Below are 15527 nucleotides of genomic sequence, written 5' to 3' on the forward strand. Positions count from 1 at the left end.
CGTCCCTGCCTCGATATTTGACGACCGCGACCCCACGACGCTTTCGCGGGGTCGCACGGGACGAGCTCAGCGTTTGCTGTAAGGCGCAAGTGGATATTCGAGCGACGCTTCCGCGATGGCCTTTGGAGCCACCACCCGCGGCCTGCCTTTCAAACCCTGCAGCATCACCATCGAACAGTGGATGTTCTGGCCGGTCTCGTCGAACTTGGTGTTGTCGCCGTACATCAGGATCGGCTTCATTTCGGTCTTCTTGAGCGCGCCGTGAATCGCCGCCGACTCCGGCGAAGCCGCCCGCGTCACGGCGTCTGCGACGATCTGCACCGCCTCGAACGCGCAGCCCGCATTGGCATCGAACCAGTCGTTCGGGTAGTCCGCCGCGAACATCTTCATGATCTTGTCGGTCTCGGCGCCCTTGGGATTGAGCCACAACGCCGACAGAACCGGACCGTCACCATACTTTCCGAGCGCGTCGTGATACGCCTTGTCGGACACGCCGTTGGAGTTGGGCGAAAACACCATCTTCGGGTCCCAGCCCTGCTTGATGCATTCGCGCGCGATCATGATCGCGTCGTTGACGCGCGTGACCGAGATCAAAGCATCGGCACCCGACGCTTTCGCCTTGGCAACTTCCACCGACAGATCCTTGGCCTTCTCGTCATAGGCAACGTACTGCGCGATCTTGAGCGGAACATCCACTTCCTTCCACGCCTGATCGATGCTGGCCGCCGTCGACTGCCCCATCGTGTTGTTGAGATGGAGAACGACGGCGCTGCTCGGCGGATCCTTCAGCGTGCCGAGCACGGACTTCAGCTCGGTCAACGATTGCCGCACGATGGTCAGCGACGTGGGGTAATAGCGGAACACTTGGGTGAAGCCCTGTGAAGTTACCTGGGTGGCGCTCGCGATGTGGACCACCATCGGCACCTTGGCGGCCTCGCAGGCCTGCAGCGCCGAAATGGTGGCACCGGAATCCCACGCGCCGATCAGCACGGTGCAGCCCTGCCGGATCAGGCTCTCGGCGGCAATCCGGCCGTTCTCCGGACGGCTTTGCGTATCGGCGTGAACGATCTCGATGTCGAGGCCGAACTTCTCACGCGCGAATTTGGCGCCGAGATCGATGCCGCGCACGCAGGCCTGACCGGGAAACGCCAGCACGCCGCTGCTGGGCATGATCGCTCCGACTTTCACTTTCGTGTTCGCCGCAAACGATGGCCTTGATACCATTCCTGCCGCAATTCCCAATCCGCTTCCGACAATCGTCCGCCGCGTGATTCCGCTTCGCTTGGTCATCTCGATGTCCTGTTGCTGAAGGAGTGAAATCTTATCTCGACTGGTAGCTTCGTACGTTTTGGGACCGACCGCCGACGTCAAAGGCCCATCTCGGCCTTGATCAACTCTTCCTCGGTTTCGTCGTAGAGCGACGCGATCAGCGATTGATAGCGTTCGTTGATCTGCTTGCGACGCTTCTTCCGCGTCGGCGTCATCACGCCGTTCTCGAGCGACAGCTCCTCCGGCAGAATGCGGAACGCCTTGATCTGCTCGGCTCGCGCCAGCCTTCCGTTGGCCTTGCCGATCTCCGCCTCGATCAGCCGGTTGACGATCTCGGAGCCTGCCAGGTCGGCGTAACTCGCGATTTTGTCGTCGCGCGACTTCGCCCAGTCCATTGTGGCGGTGGCATCCACTTCGATCAGGGCGGTGAGATATTTTCGCCCCTCGCCGATCACAGCCGCCTCGGAGATGAACGGGCTGTGCCTCAGCTCGTTTTCGATCTGAGTCGGGCTGATCGATTTGCCGTTCGACGTGTTGATGATCTCCTTCTTCCGGTCGACCAGCTTGAAGGTTCCTTCCGGCGACACTTCGACGATGTCGCCGGTGTAGAGCCAGCCGTCGCGAAGCGCCGCTTTCGTCTCGTCCGGCTTGTTCCAATAGCCCGCAAACAATCCCGGTCCACGGACGATCATCTCGCCGTCCTGGAGCACGGCGGTTTCCCAGGCCGGATCCGGCAGCGGGACCCCGACGTTGCCGGCCTTCGGCCACTCCGCCATCTGCACCAGATTGGCACCGACCAGTTCGGTCTGGCCGTAGCACTCCTTGAGCTGCAAGCCCCACAGCTGCCACAGCGACATCAGCTCGGACGGCATCGCCGCCGACGAGGTGAACGCGACCTTCAGCTCGTCGAAACCGACCTCCGCGAGCAGCGGCAGGAACACTTGCTCGCGGCAGGCCGCGAACAGTTTCGAGACGAAGGCATCCTCGTGGCCGCGCTGACGGTCTTCGAGCGCCCTGCGCGCGATCGTCATGGCGAGCGTGTAGTTCTGATCTCCCGCTTCCCCGGCGGGATGCACCTTGCTGAGGATCTGTGTCGCAAAGCGCTGGTAGAACCGCGGCGGCGCCATATAGTAGGTGGGCTTCACCTCTTTGATCGTCTGGGCGAAGTCCGCGGTCGTCTCGCCGAAATATGGAACTGCGTCGGCGATCAGCGGCAACGTGGTCGCCTGCCCGCGCGCCACGGTGTGCGACATCGGCAAATGCACGACCACCCGGTGTTCCTCTTCGCGCATGCTGGGGCCGAACAGGGTGATGCAATGAACGCCGGCGAGAATGGAAAGGTGCGTCAGCATGGCGCCTTTGGGGTTTCCGGTCGTCCCGGACGTATAGCCGATGCTGACGACATCGGACGCCTTTGCTGTCGCGCTCTCCTTCTGCAGATAGTCATGCGCATCGACATCGGGTGCTCCAACAAAGGCGGCCAGCGACTTGATCGACGCCGAGGCCTCGCCGGTCCAACCCGGGTCGAGCACGATGATGCCGCGGAGCTGCTCGGCCCGACCGGAGGCGAGCACGATGCGAAGCTGCGGCTCCCCGCCGACGAACGCGAACTTCGCGCCTGAATCCGTGAAGCAGTAAGCCACTTCTTCGGGTGACGAGGTGAAGTAAACGCCCACCATGACGCCGCCGGCGCACATCGTGGCCATGTCGGCGATCAGCCATTCCTCGGACGAATCGCCCATGATCGCGACCCGATCGCCGCGCTCGAGACCAGCACGCCGCAGCGCGCTGGCCAGGTTCACGACACGCTGCGCATAGGCGCCCCACGTCATGGCGGTCCAGGCGCCGTGACGCTTTTGTTGCAAGGCGATCTTGTCGGGCCGCTCCGCGAGTCGCGCGGCCAAAAGCTGCACGACGGTCGTATCCGCCAACTGGGCGCCGGATGTCATCTCAGCGACGTTCATCTCAGCGCTCCGCGAAACGCTTGCGCTTGGCCGCGAATGCGGCAACCGCCTCGGCCCGCTCGGGCGACTTGAACGTCAACATCTCCAGCGCCGCAGAGGTGTCGAGCAGCAGGTGGGCGTACTGCTTGATGATCTTGTTGACGCTGTACTTGGTCCACACGATCGATTCCTTCGGCCCGCTTGCCAGCAGTTCGGCGTATTCGATCGCGGCATCGAGAACGTTGCCGTCTGCGACCACCTCGTTGATCATGCCGATAGCAGCCGCTTTCTCGGCCGAGATGAATTCGCCGGTCATCAGATAGTGCTTCGCGCGTACCGGCCCCATCAGCAGCGGCCAGATCACCGCGCCGCCATCGCCCGCGACGACGCCGGCATTGACGTGCGTGTCGGCGAAACGGGCTGTCGAGCTCGCATAGATCACGTCGCAGAACAGCGCGAGCGTGGCACCCAGGCCGACCGCGACACCGTTGACGGCCGCGACGATCGGCACTTCGACTTCCAGCATGTTGCGGATGAGGTGGCGACCGCTGCGCGTCGGGGACGGCAGCGTTCCCTTATCCAGCGACTTCTGATCGCCACCAGAGCAAAATCCGCGGCCCGCACCGGTGAGAACGATCGCGTTGACAGAACTGTCGTGATCCAGCTTGACGAAGACGTCTTCGAGCTCCTCGTGCATCTCCCAGTTGATCGCGTTGAGGATCTCCGGGCGGTTCATCGTGACGATCGCGACGCCAGTGGCGCGCTGCTCGACAATCAGGTACTTGTAGCCGTATTGCGACATTGATTTCACCGTTCGATTACTGCTTCTGGGTCCGCATCAGCCGGATCTGCCCGAGGATCTCCTCCGTCGGCCGCACGACGTTGTTTCCGTCGTTGAAATGCGGGATGACGTAGCGACCGACCATGTCGATCGCCTCCATGATCTTTTCGTGCGGGACGGAGTCCATGTGCAGCAGCACCTCGTCGATACCCATGGCCTCGAACTTCTCGATCTGACGAATGACCGTATCGGGGCTGCCGCACACCGTCGTGGCCGACTCGTTGACCAGATAGTCCCAGTCGTTGGCGGCGCGCTCCATCGACGGCACGCTCTCCCCCATGTATTTGTAGTCGTCGGCAATCGCCGCGAGACGCGGATAGGCATCGGTCGAGATCTTGGCATAGTGCATTAGCGGGCCGGCATAATCCGCCTTGGCCTGCTCGTCCGTTTTCCCGATGCCGATGAACAGCGGAATGCCGATACGCGGACGCTGCAGCGGTCCCTCCGCGTCGCACTTCCAGTTTTTTTGATAGGCGTCGATCAGCTTCTGCTGAGCTTCCCAGCCCTGATAGATGTTGCTGCTCATCACGGCGAAGCCCTGCGAGGCCGCCCAGAGATGACTGCGCTCGCTGGTCGCCGCGATCCCGATCACCGGATGCGGCTTCTGCAGCGGCTTCGGAACCAGCTGGCGCGGAGGGATCTGGTAGTACTTGCCGTCAAACGTGAAAATGTCCTGGCGCATCGCCGTTTTCAGCAGCGCCAGCCCTTCTTCCATCTGCGCCAGCGTTTCGTTGGGATCGACGTTGAACGCCCGCATCGCGATGGTGGTGTTGGCGCGGCCGCCGTAGAATTCCATGCGGCCGTTGGACAGGATGTCGGTCACGGCAAGCCGCTCGGCCGAACGCAAGGCGTGGTTGATGCGCTGCGGCATCAGCGTCACCGCCGCGCGCAGCTTGACGCGCGACGTCACCGCGGCCAGATAGCCGAACACCACTTCGGGCGCCGAGCTCGAGATCCCGCCCAGTGCCACGTGCTGCTCGGAGAGCGCGACGCAGTCGAAGCCGACCTTCTCGGCCAGACGGACTTCGTCGACCAGTTCGTGAAGCCTGCGCGAGTAACTGTGGCCGACCTGGGTTTCCTGTTCAGACCAGAACCCAAACGTAAGTGCCATGTCTCAATCCTTTTAGCTTGCGAGATGGCACAGGGTTTCATAGGCGTGGCGATATTTTCGCCCGAAAGCCGCGTTGCGTAGTAACGCTTTCCGAATTTTATGCTGTCAGCATTCGCAACATGGCAGACGCCCCAGGAAGCTTCGCCACGCAGCGGACGGGCTGACCGTCAACGGCGGGCGCTGGCGGCTCCGGCCCCGCTATCGAAGGTCTTGATCAGCAACTCGGCGACCGCCGCGAGGCACGCTTCGCCGATGGCGTAGCTCGAGCCGATCGGACTTCCGATCACGCCGTTCTGCGAAACCGATCGGATGCCGTTCTTCCACATCAGTTCGAGATCAGCCTCCGACAAGCCGCCAAGATGGCCCACCTCGAAGCGGTCCGGTCTGACGCTATCGGGCCTAATGACCATCATCAGCGACGTCTCGGCGATGTCGGCGTGGCCGCCGACGGCCAACACGTCTCCTCCGGCTTCGCGCACCGCATCGCGCCACGTGTCGATCCATTTCGTCGAGTCGAAGAACGCCAGGATCTCGACATCCGAGGGGACGGCCTCGCGCAAGCGACCGAGCATGTCCTTCAGCACCGGAAAATTGCCGATGTGACCCGAGTGAATCAGGATACGCTTGAAGCCGTGCCGCGCCAGGCTTGTGCAATAATCGACACAAATCGCTTCCAGCGTCTCCGGCCGTAGCGAGATCGTACCCGCGAATCGCAGATGGTGAGACGAGCAGCCGACCGTGATGGTCGGCGCCACCAGCGTGTTGCCGCGGCTGCGCGCGATCCGCTCGGCCAGAGCATCGGCATGATCCGCATCCATGCCCAAAGACAAATGCGGCCCATGCTGCTCGACGGCCCCCAGCGGGATCACTACCGTCGTGCACCCATCGGCCAGCGCCGCGGCGACCTCCTCGTGGCTCATCTGCTCCAGATAGATCTGATCGGGATATCCGCGCGTCATCGGCTCAGCCCTTGCTGTTCTTTGACAAAAATCTCGCACGCGCGTTGGTTGAGCTCTCGGCTGTGACATAGGCGTCGAGGTCGGCCACGGTCATTTTTTCGAGCGCCTGATCGCTCATTTGCGCGGTGAGGTTGAGCGATCGCTTGATGGCATGGAACAGCTTGCGGTCTTTCTGCCGCAACACGCCGCACACGTCTCGCGCACGGGATGCGACCTCCTCGGTCGGGACGATCTCGTTCACGGCGCCGATCGCCACGGCACGCTCCGCGCCGACGAGCTCGCCCCAGTACAGCAGCTCTTGCGCCGCCCGCACGCCGAGCTTCTCGACGGCCCGGCGCATGCCTTTGGTCACCGGCAGCAGGCCATGGTTGATTTCCGGAAATCCAATCTTGCACGCCGCATCGGCCACAACATAGTCCGCATGCAGCAGAAACTCCAGGGCGCCTCCGACCGCATAGCCGCGGACGGCGCAGACGATCGGGCCCGGATAGTTCTCCATCGCCACGAGGAGTTCGTGGAAGAACCGAATGCGCGGCCTCGCGACGTCGATCCCGACGACTTCCTTGATGTCGCCGCCTGCGCTGAAGAAGCGGTCGCCGCTTCCGGTGAGCACGATGCCGGGCGGATTCTCGTCGTCGGCAAGGCGCCGGATCGCCTCCAGCAACTCGACGATGAGTTGCGCATTCAGCGCATTGGCCGGCGGCCGGTTCATCGTGATCGTGACCAGGTCTTGATCACGCTCGATCAGGAGAGAGGTGGCAGTGTTCATCAATGAGACCCAAGCGAGAGGCGGCTGCAACAGCCGGGGAGCGGTGGACCGAACGGCGGCGCGACGAGAGCCGCAACGCCCGACGCCTCGCCGAGACGGCGCGCCTCACAATCCCAGATAGGCGCGCTGGACATCGGGGTTCTCGAGCAGATCGCGGCTAGATCCATGCAACACCACGGAGCCGTTCTCGAGCACATAGCCGCGGCTGCTCAGCGCGAGCGACTTGGCGACATTCTGCTCGACGAGAAGGACCGTGATCCCCTGCTCGTTGAGGGATTTGACGACGCCGAACATCACATCGGTCAGCGCCGGCGACAGTCCGATCGACGGCTCGTCGAACATCACGATTTCTGGCTTCGACATGATCGCCCGACCGATCGCCAGCATTTGTTGCTCGCCGCCGGACAGCGTGCCGGCGAGTTGGTCGCGGCGCTCGCGAAGTCGCCCGAACAGCTGATAGACGGAATCAAGCGTATTTGCCAGATCTCGCCTGGCCCGCTTCAGCGAGCCGCCGATCAGCAGATTGTCCTCGACGGAGAGCGCACTGAAGATCTGGCGGCCCTCGGCGACCTGAGCGATGCCCATTTCGCATATGTCCCACGGCGGTCGCCGCGAGATTTCGACTCCGTTGATCCTGACGGAACCGCGCGACGACGGAACGATCCCCGCGATTGATCGGATCAGAGAGGTCTTGCCGGCGCCGTTGGCGCCGACCACGCAGATCAGTTCACCCTTACCGATGCTGAGCGACACGCCGTTCAGCGCATTGGAGCCGTCATAGGCCACGCACAGGTCGTCGATTTCGAGAAGCGCGTCGTCAGGCATGGAAGCCGGCTCCCAGATAACTTTCCAGCACCGCGGGATCCGCTACCACCTCAGACGGCTTGCCCTCGGCGATCTTGGCGCCGTGGTGAAGCACCACCACGGTCGACGCCACTTCCATCACGATCCGCATCACGTGCTCGACCAGTAGGATCGTCAGTCCACCCTCGGCGAGCCGGTGCAGCACGCCGACGACGCCGGCCGCTTCGGTCGGACGCAGCCCCGCCATCACTTCGTCGAGCAGCAGCAACTTGGGGCGAGTCGAGAGCGCCTTCGCCATCTCGAGCATCTTGCGATCGGGCAACGTCAACTGATCCGTCCGGGCATTCGCCTTGCCGGCGAGCCCGACATTTTCGAGCGACTCATACGCCTTGTCCCGCGCCTCCTTGACGTTCGTCGTCCAGCTGAAGGCGCCCACCATGGCATTCTCGAGCACCGACATATCTTTCATCGGTCGGACGATCTGGAAGGTGCGCGCAATGCCCATGCGGCACACCGCTTCGGGCGGCTCGCGCTCGAGCGAACGCCTCTCGAACAGCACCCGCCCGGCGGTCGGTCTCAGCGCCCCGGCGACGAGATTGAAGCAGGTGGTCTTGCCGGCGCCGTTCGGCCCGATCAGGGCGGTGATGCGGCCTGCCTGCAGTGAGAAGCTGACGTCATTGACCGCGACCAATCCAACGAACGCTTTGGTCAAGTTCTTCACTTCGAGCAGCGCGGTCATTCCTCGACCTTCCGCAATTGTGAGATCCGGCCGCGCGCCGGCAGCTGGATCGCCTCGTAGAGCCGGACGATCGCCGGCCAGATGCCGTCGGGCAGAAACCACACGACCAGGATCAGCACCGCCCCGTAGGCGACGCTGTTCAGTCCGGGGAGCCCCAGGCTGTCGCCGAGCGCCCCCATGGCGTGATGCAGCGGGATCGCGGCCATCGAGCCGACCAGCGGGCCGAACGCAGTGCCCAATCCGCCGACCACAGGGCCGATCAGTACGTCGACCGAGATCGCCATGCCCATGATCGAATCCGGAAAGATCGCACCCTGCACCAAGCCCAGCACGCCGCCGCCGACCGCGGCTGTCGCGGCCGATATCGAGACCACCAGCACCTTGTGGCGAAACGTCCGCACCCCCAGTGCGCGGGCGGCCTCGTCGTCGTCCCGCATCGCCCGCCAGACATAGCCCCAATAGGACCGCGAGATCAGCTCCGTTCCCGCGACGCCGATGGCCGCAAGCGCGAGCGCGACGAAGTAGTAGAACCGCGCGTCACCGCGCAGCATCCCGAGGTCCATCGTGCCACTCGGCGCCTGATAGAACAGGCCCTGCATGCCGCCGACATAGTCCCACCCGCCGAACATGATCCGGGCGAATTCGGCGGCTGCGATCGTGAGCAGCGCGAAATAGATGCCACGGACCTCGAAGCGGAAGCTCAGCCACGCCAGCACCGCGCCGACGAAGCCCGCAATCACCGCGCCCAGCAGCAGACCGATCCACGGGGTGACGCCGTATTTGATGTTCAGGATCGCCACCGCATACGCACCGATTCCAACGAACAGCGCGTGACCGATGGATAGCTGCCCGCCGATCCCGAGCATCAGGTTCCACGATTGTCCCATGAAGGTGAACAACAGGACGATCGTCAGAAGTGAGATGACGTAGGCGTTGGACATGCCACCCACCACGGCCAGGGCGGCGAAGACTAGAGCGCCGGCACCCCAACGCTTGGTGTCGCTGGCTTGATCAGAGGTCCTTTGCACCGAAAAACCCCCTCGGACGGAAAATCAGGATGATGATCAGAAGTGCGTAAGGGAGTGCTGTTTTCATCGACGGCGTGAACATCAAGGCCGCGATCGCTTCGGCGACCCCGATCGTCAGGCCGCCCAGAAGAGCGCCGCCGAAGCTGCCGAGACCGCCGACGATCACCGTCACGAAGGCCAGCAGCGTGAAGTCGACGGCGAGATAGGGCTGCGCATCGAACAGCGGCGAGATCAATGCGCCGGCGACGCCAGCGCAGGCGGCTCCGATGCCGAAGGTCACCGCATAGACCCGAGGGATATTCAGCCCGACCACCAGTCCGCCCAGTCGATTATTGGCGGCGCCCCGCAGCGATCGGCCGAATGCGGAGTACTTCAGATAGGCTCCCAGTGCGGCGATCAGCAGTCCGGCCGTAGCGGCCGCCTGGATGCGGGCCCAATCCAAGGTGAGCGATCCCACGCTCACGGTCTGGAAGGACAACTGAGACGCCGTCGGCCGCGGATCCGGACCGAACGACATCAGCAATACGCCGCTGAAAAGCAGTGAGAGGCCGATGAAGACGATGAACTGATAGTGATGCGGCCGATTAACGAACCGCTTCACGACGAGCGTCTCTAGCAGATAGCCGAACACGAACATGACGACCGCGGCGATCGCGGCGGCTAAAACGATCGGGATGTCCCAGATTTGAACGGTCCAGTATCCGATGTAGATCCCGAACACGACCATCTCGCCATGAGCGAAATTGACCACGCGCATGACGCCGAAGACGATCGTGAGACCGAGCGCGACGAGCCCGTAAACCAGCCCGATGAGCACCCCGCCGGCGATGACATTGAGCCAGAGCGACAGCATCAGCGACCGACCGCCGATGGATGCGCGATAGAAAGTCTTCGTCTTCCTTGCATGCTGATCGGTTCCATCTTGGCTGTAGCGGAAACGTAGCGGCGCCTGACGTCGTCCTGTGTTTCAGACCGCCTTTGGCGCGGCGAAACATCCGTCGATGTAGACGAGCGACTCACATCCGGCCCTCGTGGTCTGAGCCACCACCTCTCCGGTGAAAATGGTGTGACTACTGTCGCTGTAAGCATTCACCACGCGGCAATCGAAGCTGCAGACCGCGCCGACCAGACTTGGTGCTCCGGTTTTGAGATCGCACCACAAACCGTCACCGAAGCGGATATCGCCCTTGCTGCCGTCCTGCCCGGAAAACTTGAGCGCCAGATCGCGATGCTCGACCCCTAGAATATTCCAGCAGAACGACCCACTGCTGAGAATGATGTCGTGCGCACCGGCAGATCGATTGACGCAAACCAGCACGCTGGGCGGAGCCGCCGACAGCGAGCAGCCCGCCGTGAGTGTCAGACCATGGCGGTTCGGCGCCCGGCCTGTCGTGACGATCGACACGGTGCCCGGCACGCTGCGCATCGCAGCACGGAATGCTGCGGCGTCGAGTGGGCTCGTTTCGGACAGCGGCGGTGTTGCGGACGGCATGGCTACGACCCTTGGATTCATGGGATGGATGCGCCCTCTTTGTCTGGTTGTGGTTCCGGGCATGCAGCGCCGCCCCGGTGAACGTCTGAGCTATCCGGCTGCTTGATAGAACTGGATGACGTTGCCGCCCGGATCCCGCACCTTCACCGCACGGCCGTGACTTTCCATGTCCCGGACCGCGCCGACTTGCGCCCCCATGGCTGCGGCACGCTCCATGGCGGCATCGAGGTCATCGACATCGAAGACAAGAACGGCATCTTGCAGCTGGTCCGAGACCGACTCCGTCGGTCCGGCGACGCAGAACGCAGCCGCATCGCTCACGAACTGGATCCACTTGCCGTGATCAGCGAAGCGCACCTTCAGACCCAGGCCTTCGTAGAACTCGGCCAAGCGTCCAGGATCGTTCGCTGTCAAATAGACTTGCTTCAGTTTCACGCTCGACATCCAAACCGTCGCTACCCAAGTGCGATCGTGGTTGGATAGTCGCCCGAGCCTCGCAGCATTACTGCTTGAACAACGCCTGTCACAGAAGCTTCATCAGCATTTTATGCTGTAACGACTTGTCGAGTCGCTAGATCCAACTCTGCATCCGGCCGATCTTTGCCATTTTCTGGTTGACGAGGGTGGGCGTCGTTGCTGCCGAACCTTTTGTCTCGCGCAACGCCCGCGGCGTGGTCAGCGGCGTGGGACCGGGGGCCACACGCGACGACAGGCGGTTGTACGAAACAGGGCAGCTCTCGACATCGAACTCTGCTGCACGTCCCGTCAAGTGACATGGGGAGCCAATCGATGGAGCGGCGGGCATTACATCTTGACCGAATCCGTGGATCAACGTCGGCCTGCATATCGCATAGGCAAAAAATGTATCGGAAGTAGGCAACTAACCTCCTGATCGCAATGCACAATGCGAAGGTTGATGGTTTTTCGATACAAATCGACGATTTGTCGAAATCCCACAAGCGCAATTGCGGTTAGCTTTTACCACGCGATTGTCATCACCCCGCAAACGACGGTGATACGCGCCGCAGAAGACTGCCATACTTGGGAGATACGCGATGTCGACAACCTCTCTCGACAGAATAGATATCAAGATCCTCAACGAGCTCCAGCAGAATGCGAGCTTGACCAATGTCGAGCTCGCATCACGCGTCAATCTCTCGCCGTCGCCGTGTCTGGCACGCGTCAGAACACTCGAAAAACTCGGCGTGATCGATCGACGGATCGCCCTTCTCGATCCCGCCGTGCTCGGCATTGGTGTAACGGCTTTCATCCAGATCAAGCTGGAAAAGCAGGTCCAGACGTCCCTCGAGAATTTCACCCGATCCATCGACCGGCTGGCCCAGGTAATGGAATGCTATCTCATGACCGGTGAGAGCGACTACATGCTCCGCGTCATGGCGGCCGACATCGAAGATCTCGAAGACCTGATTGTCAACAAACTATCCCGCATTCCCGGCGTCAGCAGCATTCGATCAAATCTGGCCCTCAAGCGCATTTCGCACAAGACCGTGCTGCCGATCGACGCCAATCGGCCGGTCACCGTCAAGGCTTGCGCCGCCCCCTCGCGCCCTCTGGAGCGCTCACCAAGACCCCGATACGACCCAACCGGTCCTTTGCTGTCCGATGCGCCGATCGGGCTCGACACCAATCGTCCCAGCTACAGCGTGGAAAGGCTATGAGGCGCCCCGCCATGGGCTCCGGCCAGTTGGCAATAATGGTGAAGTTAAGATCGGCAGAGTGCTCGAGCGGCGCTGCGAGCCTGACAATCCGCACACGGCCCAACGCGAGCACCCGTCGGTTCCAGCGAGCAGAGCGACCGAGATGACGGGATCGATCGAAGCGGCCCTGCAGGCGCTCGCCGACGGCGAAATCGTCGTGGTCACCGACGACGACGATCGCGAGGGCGAAGGGGACCTCGTCGTTGCCGCCTCGCGGTGTACGGCTGAGAAGATGGCCTTCATCATTCGCCATACATCGGGAATCGTCTGCGCTCCGATTACCCTCGAAGACGCGAGACGCCTGCGGCTTGACCCGATGGTTGTCAACAACGACTCGGCTCGCACCACGGCGTTCACCGTGTCAGTGGACTACCGGCCGGATAACGGTACGGGCATCTCGGCCGAAGAACGGGCCTCGTGCTGCCGTGCACTCGCCAACCCCAACGCTGGCGCCGGCGATTTTTGCCGGCCGGGACACGTTTTCCCGCTGATCGCAAAAGAAGGGGGCGTACTCATGCGCTCGGGTCACACCGAGGCCGCCGTCGACCTGTGCAGACTGGCAGGTCTCGAGCCGGTCGGTGTCATCAGCGAACTGATGAACGACGATGGCTCGGTGATGAGGGGTCCGCAAGTCGCGGCGTTCGCCGACAAGCACAAGCTGAAACAGGTCACGATCGCAGACCTCATCAGCTTCCGGCAGGCCCGCGAGACGCTGATCGAGCGCGTCTCGAGCGTCACGGCGGAGAGCTCGATCGGCCCGCTCCAGGGCTATTCGTATCGCTCGCCGTTCGACCCCATTCATCACGTCGCCTATATCTACGGAGAACTGGGCGACGGCACCAATGTCCTCACGCGTTTCTACAAACCCAACATCCTGCGCGATTTGTTCTCGGGTCAGGAACATGCCAAGATGAACGTCATTCTGCAACGCTTCAAGGATAATGGCAGCGGCGTGCTCGTCTATCTGCGCGACGGCGCGGCGGGCGTTCCGCCTGCGCCGCTAGGCCTGATCAGTTCGCGCGAAGACGACCGTAATCGGCAATGGCGCGAGATCGGCGTCGGCGCCCAGATCCTGCGGGATCTCAAGATCAGCTCCATCCGTCACCTCACGTCGTCGACGCATCACTTCAAGGGACTGTCAGGCTTCGGCATCGAGATCGTCCGAAACGAAGCGCTCTAACTCCAGCCATCCGCGTTTCGAAAGTCCATTGAGCGCGTCCCGCACCTCAGGCATCCGGCGAAGCTTGCAGTTCGTCTCGCGGCAGGTCTCCCCGGGCCAGTCTGGCCGGCCTCGCGCTCGGAGAAGTAGCGCGCCGGCGATTTGCCAAGCGCCTTCTTGAACATGGTGATGAACGCGCTCACCGACTCGTAGCCGAGCGCCTCGGACACGGACTGAAACGTGTCGCCAGCAGAGCGCGCTTGACGAACAGTAAATGCGCGACAACAGCGCTGAACCCGCGACTTTCAAAATTGCCGAACGCCTGATGGCAATCGCACAGGAGCTGTTGCCTGCTGGCGCAATCTGCGGTCAAAATATCTCGCCCATCCAACTTGGCCGCGCATCATCAAGTATCGTGCAACGGGGTCCGAGATCAGCCAGTCCGGTCCATCATGGGTGCCACGGAAAAGCGATAGTCTTGATATTTCAATCGTTTATCCTATCCTCTCAATGGGATGAAGCACGAACGTGTGCACTCCAAACTAGCCGAAATTGCACACGTTTGTACCCGTTTTGACCTCTCGGTGCACACATAGTGCACACGAAAGCCGGAGTGCACACGCGTGGCGACCTTCACTCAATTGGGATCGGGAAACTGGCGCGTTCAAGTCCGCCGCAAGAACCGCTATGTGGCCGAGACTTTCCGGCGGCGCAAGGACGGCGAAGAATGGGCGCTCGAGATGGAGCGCAACATTGACCGCAATGGATCGTCTAAACCACGCGCGGTGCGCAACGTTCGCACATTTGGCGATCTGATTGATCTGCACGACGAAGACATGCGCGAGGTTGGAAAACCCCCTCGCCGGTCAAAGGCTGCTGTGATGGCGTCGCTCAAGGCTGAGCTCGGCAGTGTGAAGCTGCTCGCGAACGGATGGCTTTCGGCGATACTCAGATTGGAAGTCTTCGAATTTCGCTCGCCATCTCAACGCCCATTCTGACATTTCACAGCTTTTTAGCTCGTCGAGATCATTACAGAATTCTTGGTTGTCAGAATGACCGTCGTGCCGGCTGCAGGCCCGCGACACGGCGTACCCACCGCCTTAATCCGCGCCGCGACTTCGCCTTAGCTTATTGTAGTGGGCTGGGGATCTCGGCGACGCGGCATATCGGGATCTAACGTGTCCATCAAGTTCATGCCGGATGTCCGGGATCGACGTCCTTAGGCGTCTTCTTCTCCCGCTGAGGTGTCATCCTCGCCGGACTTTCCTTGCCGGGTACGCCGCGCGGACCCAGCTGATCGCGCTGAATGTTGTCCTCGGAGCGTTGGGGCTCCACGCCATTCGTGGGCTTCTCAGGCATCATTCCATCCGAGCCTTGTCTTTCAGGTCGCGGATTCGGGTCTCGGCCTCTTCCTTCGAGGTAACGATCTCCGATTCATCCGGCACCCGTGCGATCGCGCTGAGCCTCTTGAGCTCGGCGAGTTGTTCTGCAGTTGGTTTTCCCATCTTCGAATCCTTGAGCGCCTGCACGACTGCCTCGTCGTCGAGCACATCCAGCAGCTGGTTTATGGTTTGCACGCAATCTCTGGGGCCAGGCTCGACATACCGGGCCAGGATGCCCTGAGCGTCTTCCAACGCCTTCGCAACTCGCTGTTCCGGGTCCATGACCGGTACTCCAGATACTCTGAGGCAAACG

At 62.0% G+C, this 15527-nt stretch carries 17 protein-coding genes and 1 pseudogene; 4 read left to right on the forward strand and 14 right to left on the reverse strand.

What is annotated here, in order from left to right; genetic code table 11:
• Positions 1 to 66: 66 nt before the first annotated feature.
• The 10 genes from GGD65_RS07770 to GGD65_RS07815 form a co-directional block, all read right to left on the reverse strand.
• Complete coding sequence (locus GGD65_RS07770; protein ID WP_183234812.1) at positions 67 to 1290, reverse strand: ABC transporter substrate-binding protein; 1224 nt, start codon at positions 1288 to 1290, stop codon at positions 67 to 69.
• A gap of 77 nt (positions 1291 to 1367) precedes the next feature.
• Complete coding sequence (locus tag GGD65_RS07775; RefSeq protein ID WP_183234813.1) at positions 1368 to 3233, reverse strand: long-chain fatty acid--CoA ligase; 1866 nt, start codon at positions 3231 to 3233, stop codon at positions 1368 to 1370.
• A gap of 1 nt (position 3234) precedes the next feature.
• Entirely contained in the window at positions 3235 to 4014 is a 780-nt protein-coding gene (locus GGD65_RS07780) for an enoyl-CoA hydratase/isomerase family protein (protein ID WP_007594449.1), read from the reverse strand.
• Between the two features lie 16 nt (positions 4015 to 4030).
• A complete protein-coding gene (locus GGD65_RS07785; protein WP_007594451.1) occupies positions 4031 to 5164 on the reverse strand; it encodes an LLM class flavin-dependent oxidoreductase in 1134 nt (377 codons plus the stop codon).
• Between the two features lie 167 nt (positions 5165 to 5331).
• Positions 5332 to 6123 (reverse strand): creatininase family protein, encoded by a 792-nt coding sequence (locus GGD65_RS07790; RefSeq protein ID WP_183234814.1) that lies wholly within the window; start codon positions 6121 to 6123, stop codon positions 5332 to 5334.
• A 4-nt stretch (positions 6124 to 6127) separates the two neighbouring features.
• The gene (locus GGD65_RS07795) at positions 6128 to 6892 is read right to left on the reverse strand and encodes an enoyl-CoA hydratase/isomerase family protein (RefSeq protein WP_092215471.1); all 765 of its coding nucleotides are present in this window, start codon (positions 6890 to 6892) and stop codon (positions 6128 to 6130) included.
• A 105-nt stretch (positions 6893 to 6997) separates the two neighbouring features.
• Positions 6998 to 7717, reverse strand: coding sequence for an ABC transporter ATP-binding protein (locus tag GGD65_RS07800; RefSeq protein WP_183234815.1), 720 nt, complete (start codon positions 7715 to 7717; stop codon positions 6998 to 7000).
• Positions 7710 to 8435, reverse strand: a complete 726-nt coding sequence (locus GGD65_RS07805) for an ABC transporter ATP-binding protein (protein ID WP_028140599.1) — start codon at positions 8433 to 8435, stop codon at positions 7710 to 7712. The genes GGD65_RS07800 and GGD65_RS07805 overlap by 8 nt, the downstream gene beginning before the upstream one ends.
• The gene (locus GGD65_RS07810) at positions 8432 to 9376 is read right to left on the reverse strand and encodes a branched-chain amino acid ABC transporter permease (RefSeq protein ID WP_061881449.1); all 945 of its coding nucleotides are present in this window, start codon (positions 9374 to 9376) and stop codon (positions 8432 to 8434) included. Before GGD65_RS07810 ends, GGD65_RS07805 begins: the two co-directional genes overlap by 4 nt.
• Positions 9377 to 9446: 70 nt before the next feature.
• Positions 9447 to 10280 carry a branched-chain amino acid ABC transporter permease gene (locus tag GGD65_RS07815; RefSeq protein ID WP_312017693.1) on the reverse strand — a complete coding sequence of 278 codons (834 nt, stop codon included), beginning with the start codon at positions 10278 to 10280 and terminating at the stop codon, positions 9447 to 9449.
• Here GGD65_RS07815 and GGD65_RS40110 point away from each other — a divergent pair.
• Positions 10197 to 10406 (forward strand): hypothetical protein, encoded by a 210-nt coding sequence (locus GGD65_RS40110; RefSeq protein ID WP_246783236.1) that lies wholly within the window; start codon positions 10197 to 10199, stop codon positions 10404 to 10406. The genes GGD65_RS07815 and GGD65_RS40110 overlap by 84 nt on opposite strands.
• A 24-nt stretch (positions 10407 to 10430) precedes the next feature.
• Here GGD65_RS40110 and GGD65_RS07820 read toward each other — a convergent pair whose 3' ends face one another.
• Positions 10431 to 11018, reverse strand: coding sequence for a flavin reductase family protein (locus GGD65_RS07820; protein WP_245283148.1), 588 nt, complete (start codon positions 11016 to 11018; stop codon positions 10431 to 10433).
• Between the two features lie 27 nt (positions 11019 to 11045).
• Positions 11046 to 11399 carry a VOC family protein gene (locus GGD65_RS07825; RefSeq protein WP_018316669.1) on the reverse strand — a complete coding sequence of 118 codons (354 nt, stop codon included), beginning with the start codon at positions 11397 to 11399 and terminating at the stop codon, positions 11046 to 11048.
• Between the two features lie 677 nt (positions 11400 to 12076).
• On the opposite strand from GGD65_RS07825, the gene GGD65_RS07830 reads away from it, so the two are divergent.
• Complete coding sequence (locus GGD65_RS07830; RefSeq protein ID WP_246783209.1) at positions 12077 to 12634, forward strand: Lrp/AsnC family transcriptional regulator; 558 nt, start codon at positions 12077 to 12079, stop codon at positions 12632 to 12634.
• Positions 12635 to 12776: 142 nt separating this feature from the next.
• On the forward strand, positions 12777 to 13853 hold the full coding sequence (gene ribB, locus GGD65_RS07835; protein WP_183234986.1) for a 3,4-dihydroxy-2-butanone-4-phosphate synthase: 1077 nt from the start codon (positions 12777 to 12779) through the stop codon (positions 13851 to 13853).
• Positions 13854 to 13978: 125 nt separating this feature from the next.
• Here ribB and GGD65_RS40115 read toward each other — a convergent pair.
• Positions 13979 to 14086 (reverse strand): annotated as a pseudogene (locus GGD65_RS40115) (AraC family transcriptional regulator); the annotation flags it as partial.
• Between the two features lie 369 nt (positions 14087 to 14455).
• Here GGD65_RS40115 and GGD65_RS07840 point away from each other — a divergent pair.
• Complete coding sequence (locus GGD65_RS07840) at positions 14456 to 14830, forward strand: hypothetical protein (RefSeq protein ID WP_210317847.1); 375 nt, start codon at positions 14456 to 14458, stop codon at positions 14828 to 14830.
• 360 nt (positions 14831 to 15190) lie between these two features.
• Here GGD65_RS07840 and GGD65_RS07845 read toward each other — a convergent pair whose 3' ends face one another.
• Entirely contained in the window at positions 15191 to 15496 is a 306-nt protein-coding gene (locus GGD65_RS07845; protein WP_183234818.1) for a hypothetical protein, read from the reverse strand.
• Positions 15497 to 15527 lie beyond the last annotated feature (31 nt).

The sequence above is a fragment of the Bradyrhizobium sp. CIR18 genome (assembly GCF_014198295.1).
Lineage (GTDB): Bacteria > Pseudomonadota > Alphaproteobacteria > Rhizobiales > Xanthobacteraceae > Bradyrhizobium.

Bases quoted from the DNA above. Each gene is read 5' to 3' on its own strand.
- GGD65_RS07785 (WP_007594451.1), bottom strand. From the start codon at position 5,164: ATGGCACTTACGTTTGGGTTCTGGTCTGAACAGGAAACCCAGGTCGGC.
- GGD65_RS07780 (WP_007594449.1), bottom strand. From the start codon at position 4,014: ATGTCGCAATACGGCTACAAGTACCTGATTGTCGAGCAGCGCGCCACT.
- GGD65_RS07800 (WP_183234815.1), bottom strand. From the start codon at position 7,717: ATGCCTGACGACGCGCTTCTCGAAATCGACGACCTGTGCGTGGCCTAT.
- ribB (WP_183234986.1), top strand. From the start codon at position 12,777: ATGACGGGATCGATCGAAGCGGCCCTGCAGGCGCTCGCCGACGGCGAA.
- GGD65_RS07795 (WP_092215471.1), bottom strand. From the start codon at position 6,892: ATGAACACTGCCACCTCTCTCCTGATCGAGCGTGATCAAGACCTGGTC.
- GGD65_RS07805 (WP_028140599.1), bottom strand. From the start codon at position 8,435: ATGACCGCGCTGCTCGAAGTGAAGAACTTGACCAAAGCGTTCGTTGGA.
- GGD65_RS07790 (WP_183234814.1), bottom strand. From the start codon at position 6,123: ATGACGCGCGGATATCCCGATCAGATCTATCTGGAGCAGATGAGCCAC.
- GGD65_RS07825 (WP_018316669.1), bottom strand. From the start codon at position 11,399: ATGTCGAGCGTGAAACTGAAGCAAGTCTATTTGACAGCGAACGATCCT.
- GGD65_RS07770 (WP_183234812.1), bottom strand. From the start codon at position 1,290: ATGACCAAGCGAAGCGGAATCACGCGGCGGACGATTGTCGGAAGCGGA.
- GGD65_RS07845 (WP_183234818.1), bottom strand. From the start codon at position 15,496: ATGGACCCGGAACAGCGAGTTGCGAAGGCGTTGGAAGACGCTCAGGGC.
- GGD65_RS07820 (WP_245283148.1), bottom strand. From the start codon at position 11,018: ATGCCCGGAACCACAACCAGACAAAGAGGGCGCATCCATCCCATGAAT.
- GGD65_RS40110 (WP_246783236.1), top strand. From the start codon at position 10,197: ATGAGCGAAATTGACCACGCGCATGACGCCGAAGACGATCGTGAGACC.
- GGD65_RS07775 (WP_183234813.1), bottom strand. From the start codon at position 3,233: ATGAACGTCGCTGAGATGACATCCGGCGCCCAGTTGGCGGATACGACC.
- GGD65_RS07810 (WP_061881449.1), bottom strand. From the start codon at position 9,376: ATGTCCAACGCCTACGTCATCTCACTTCTGACGATCGTCCTGTTGTTC.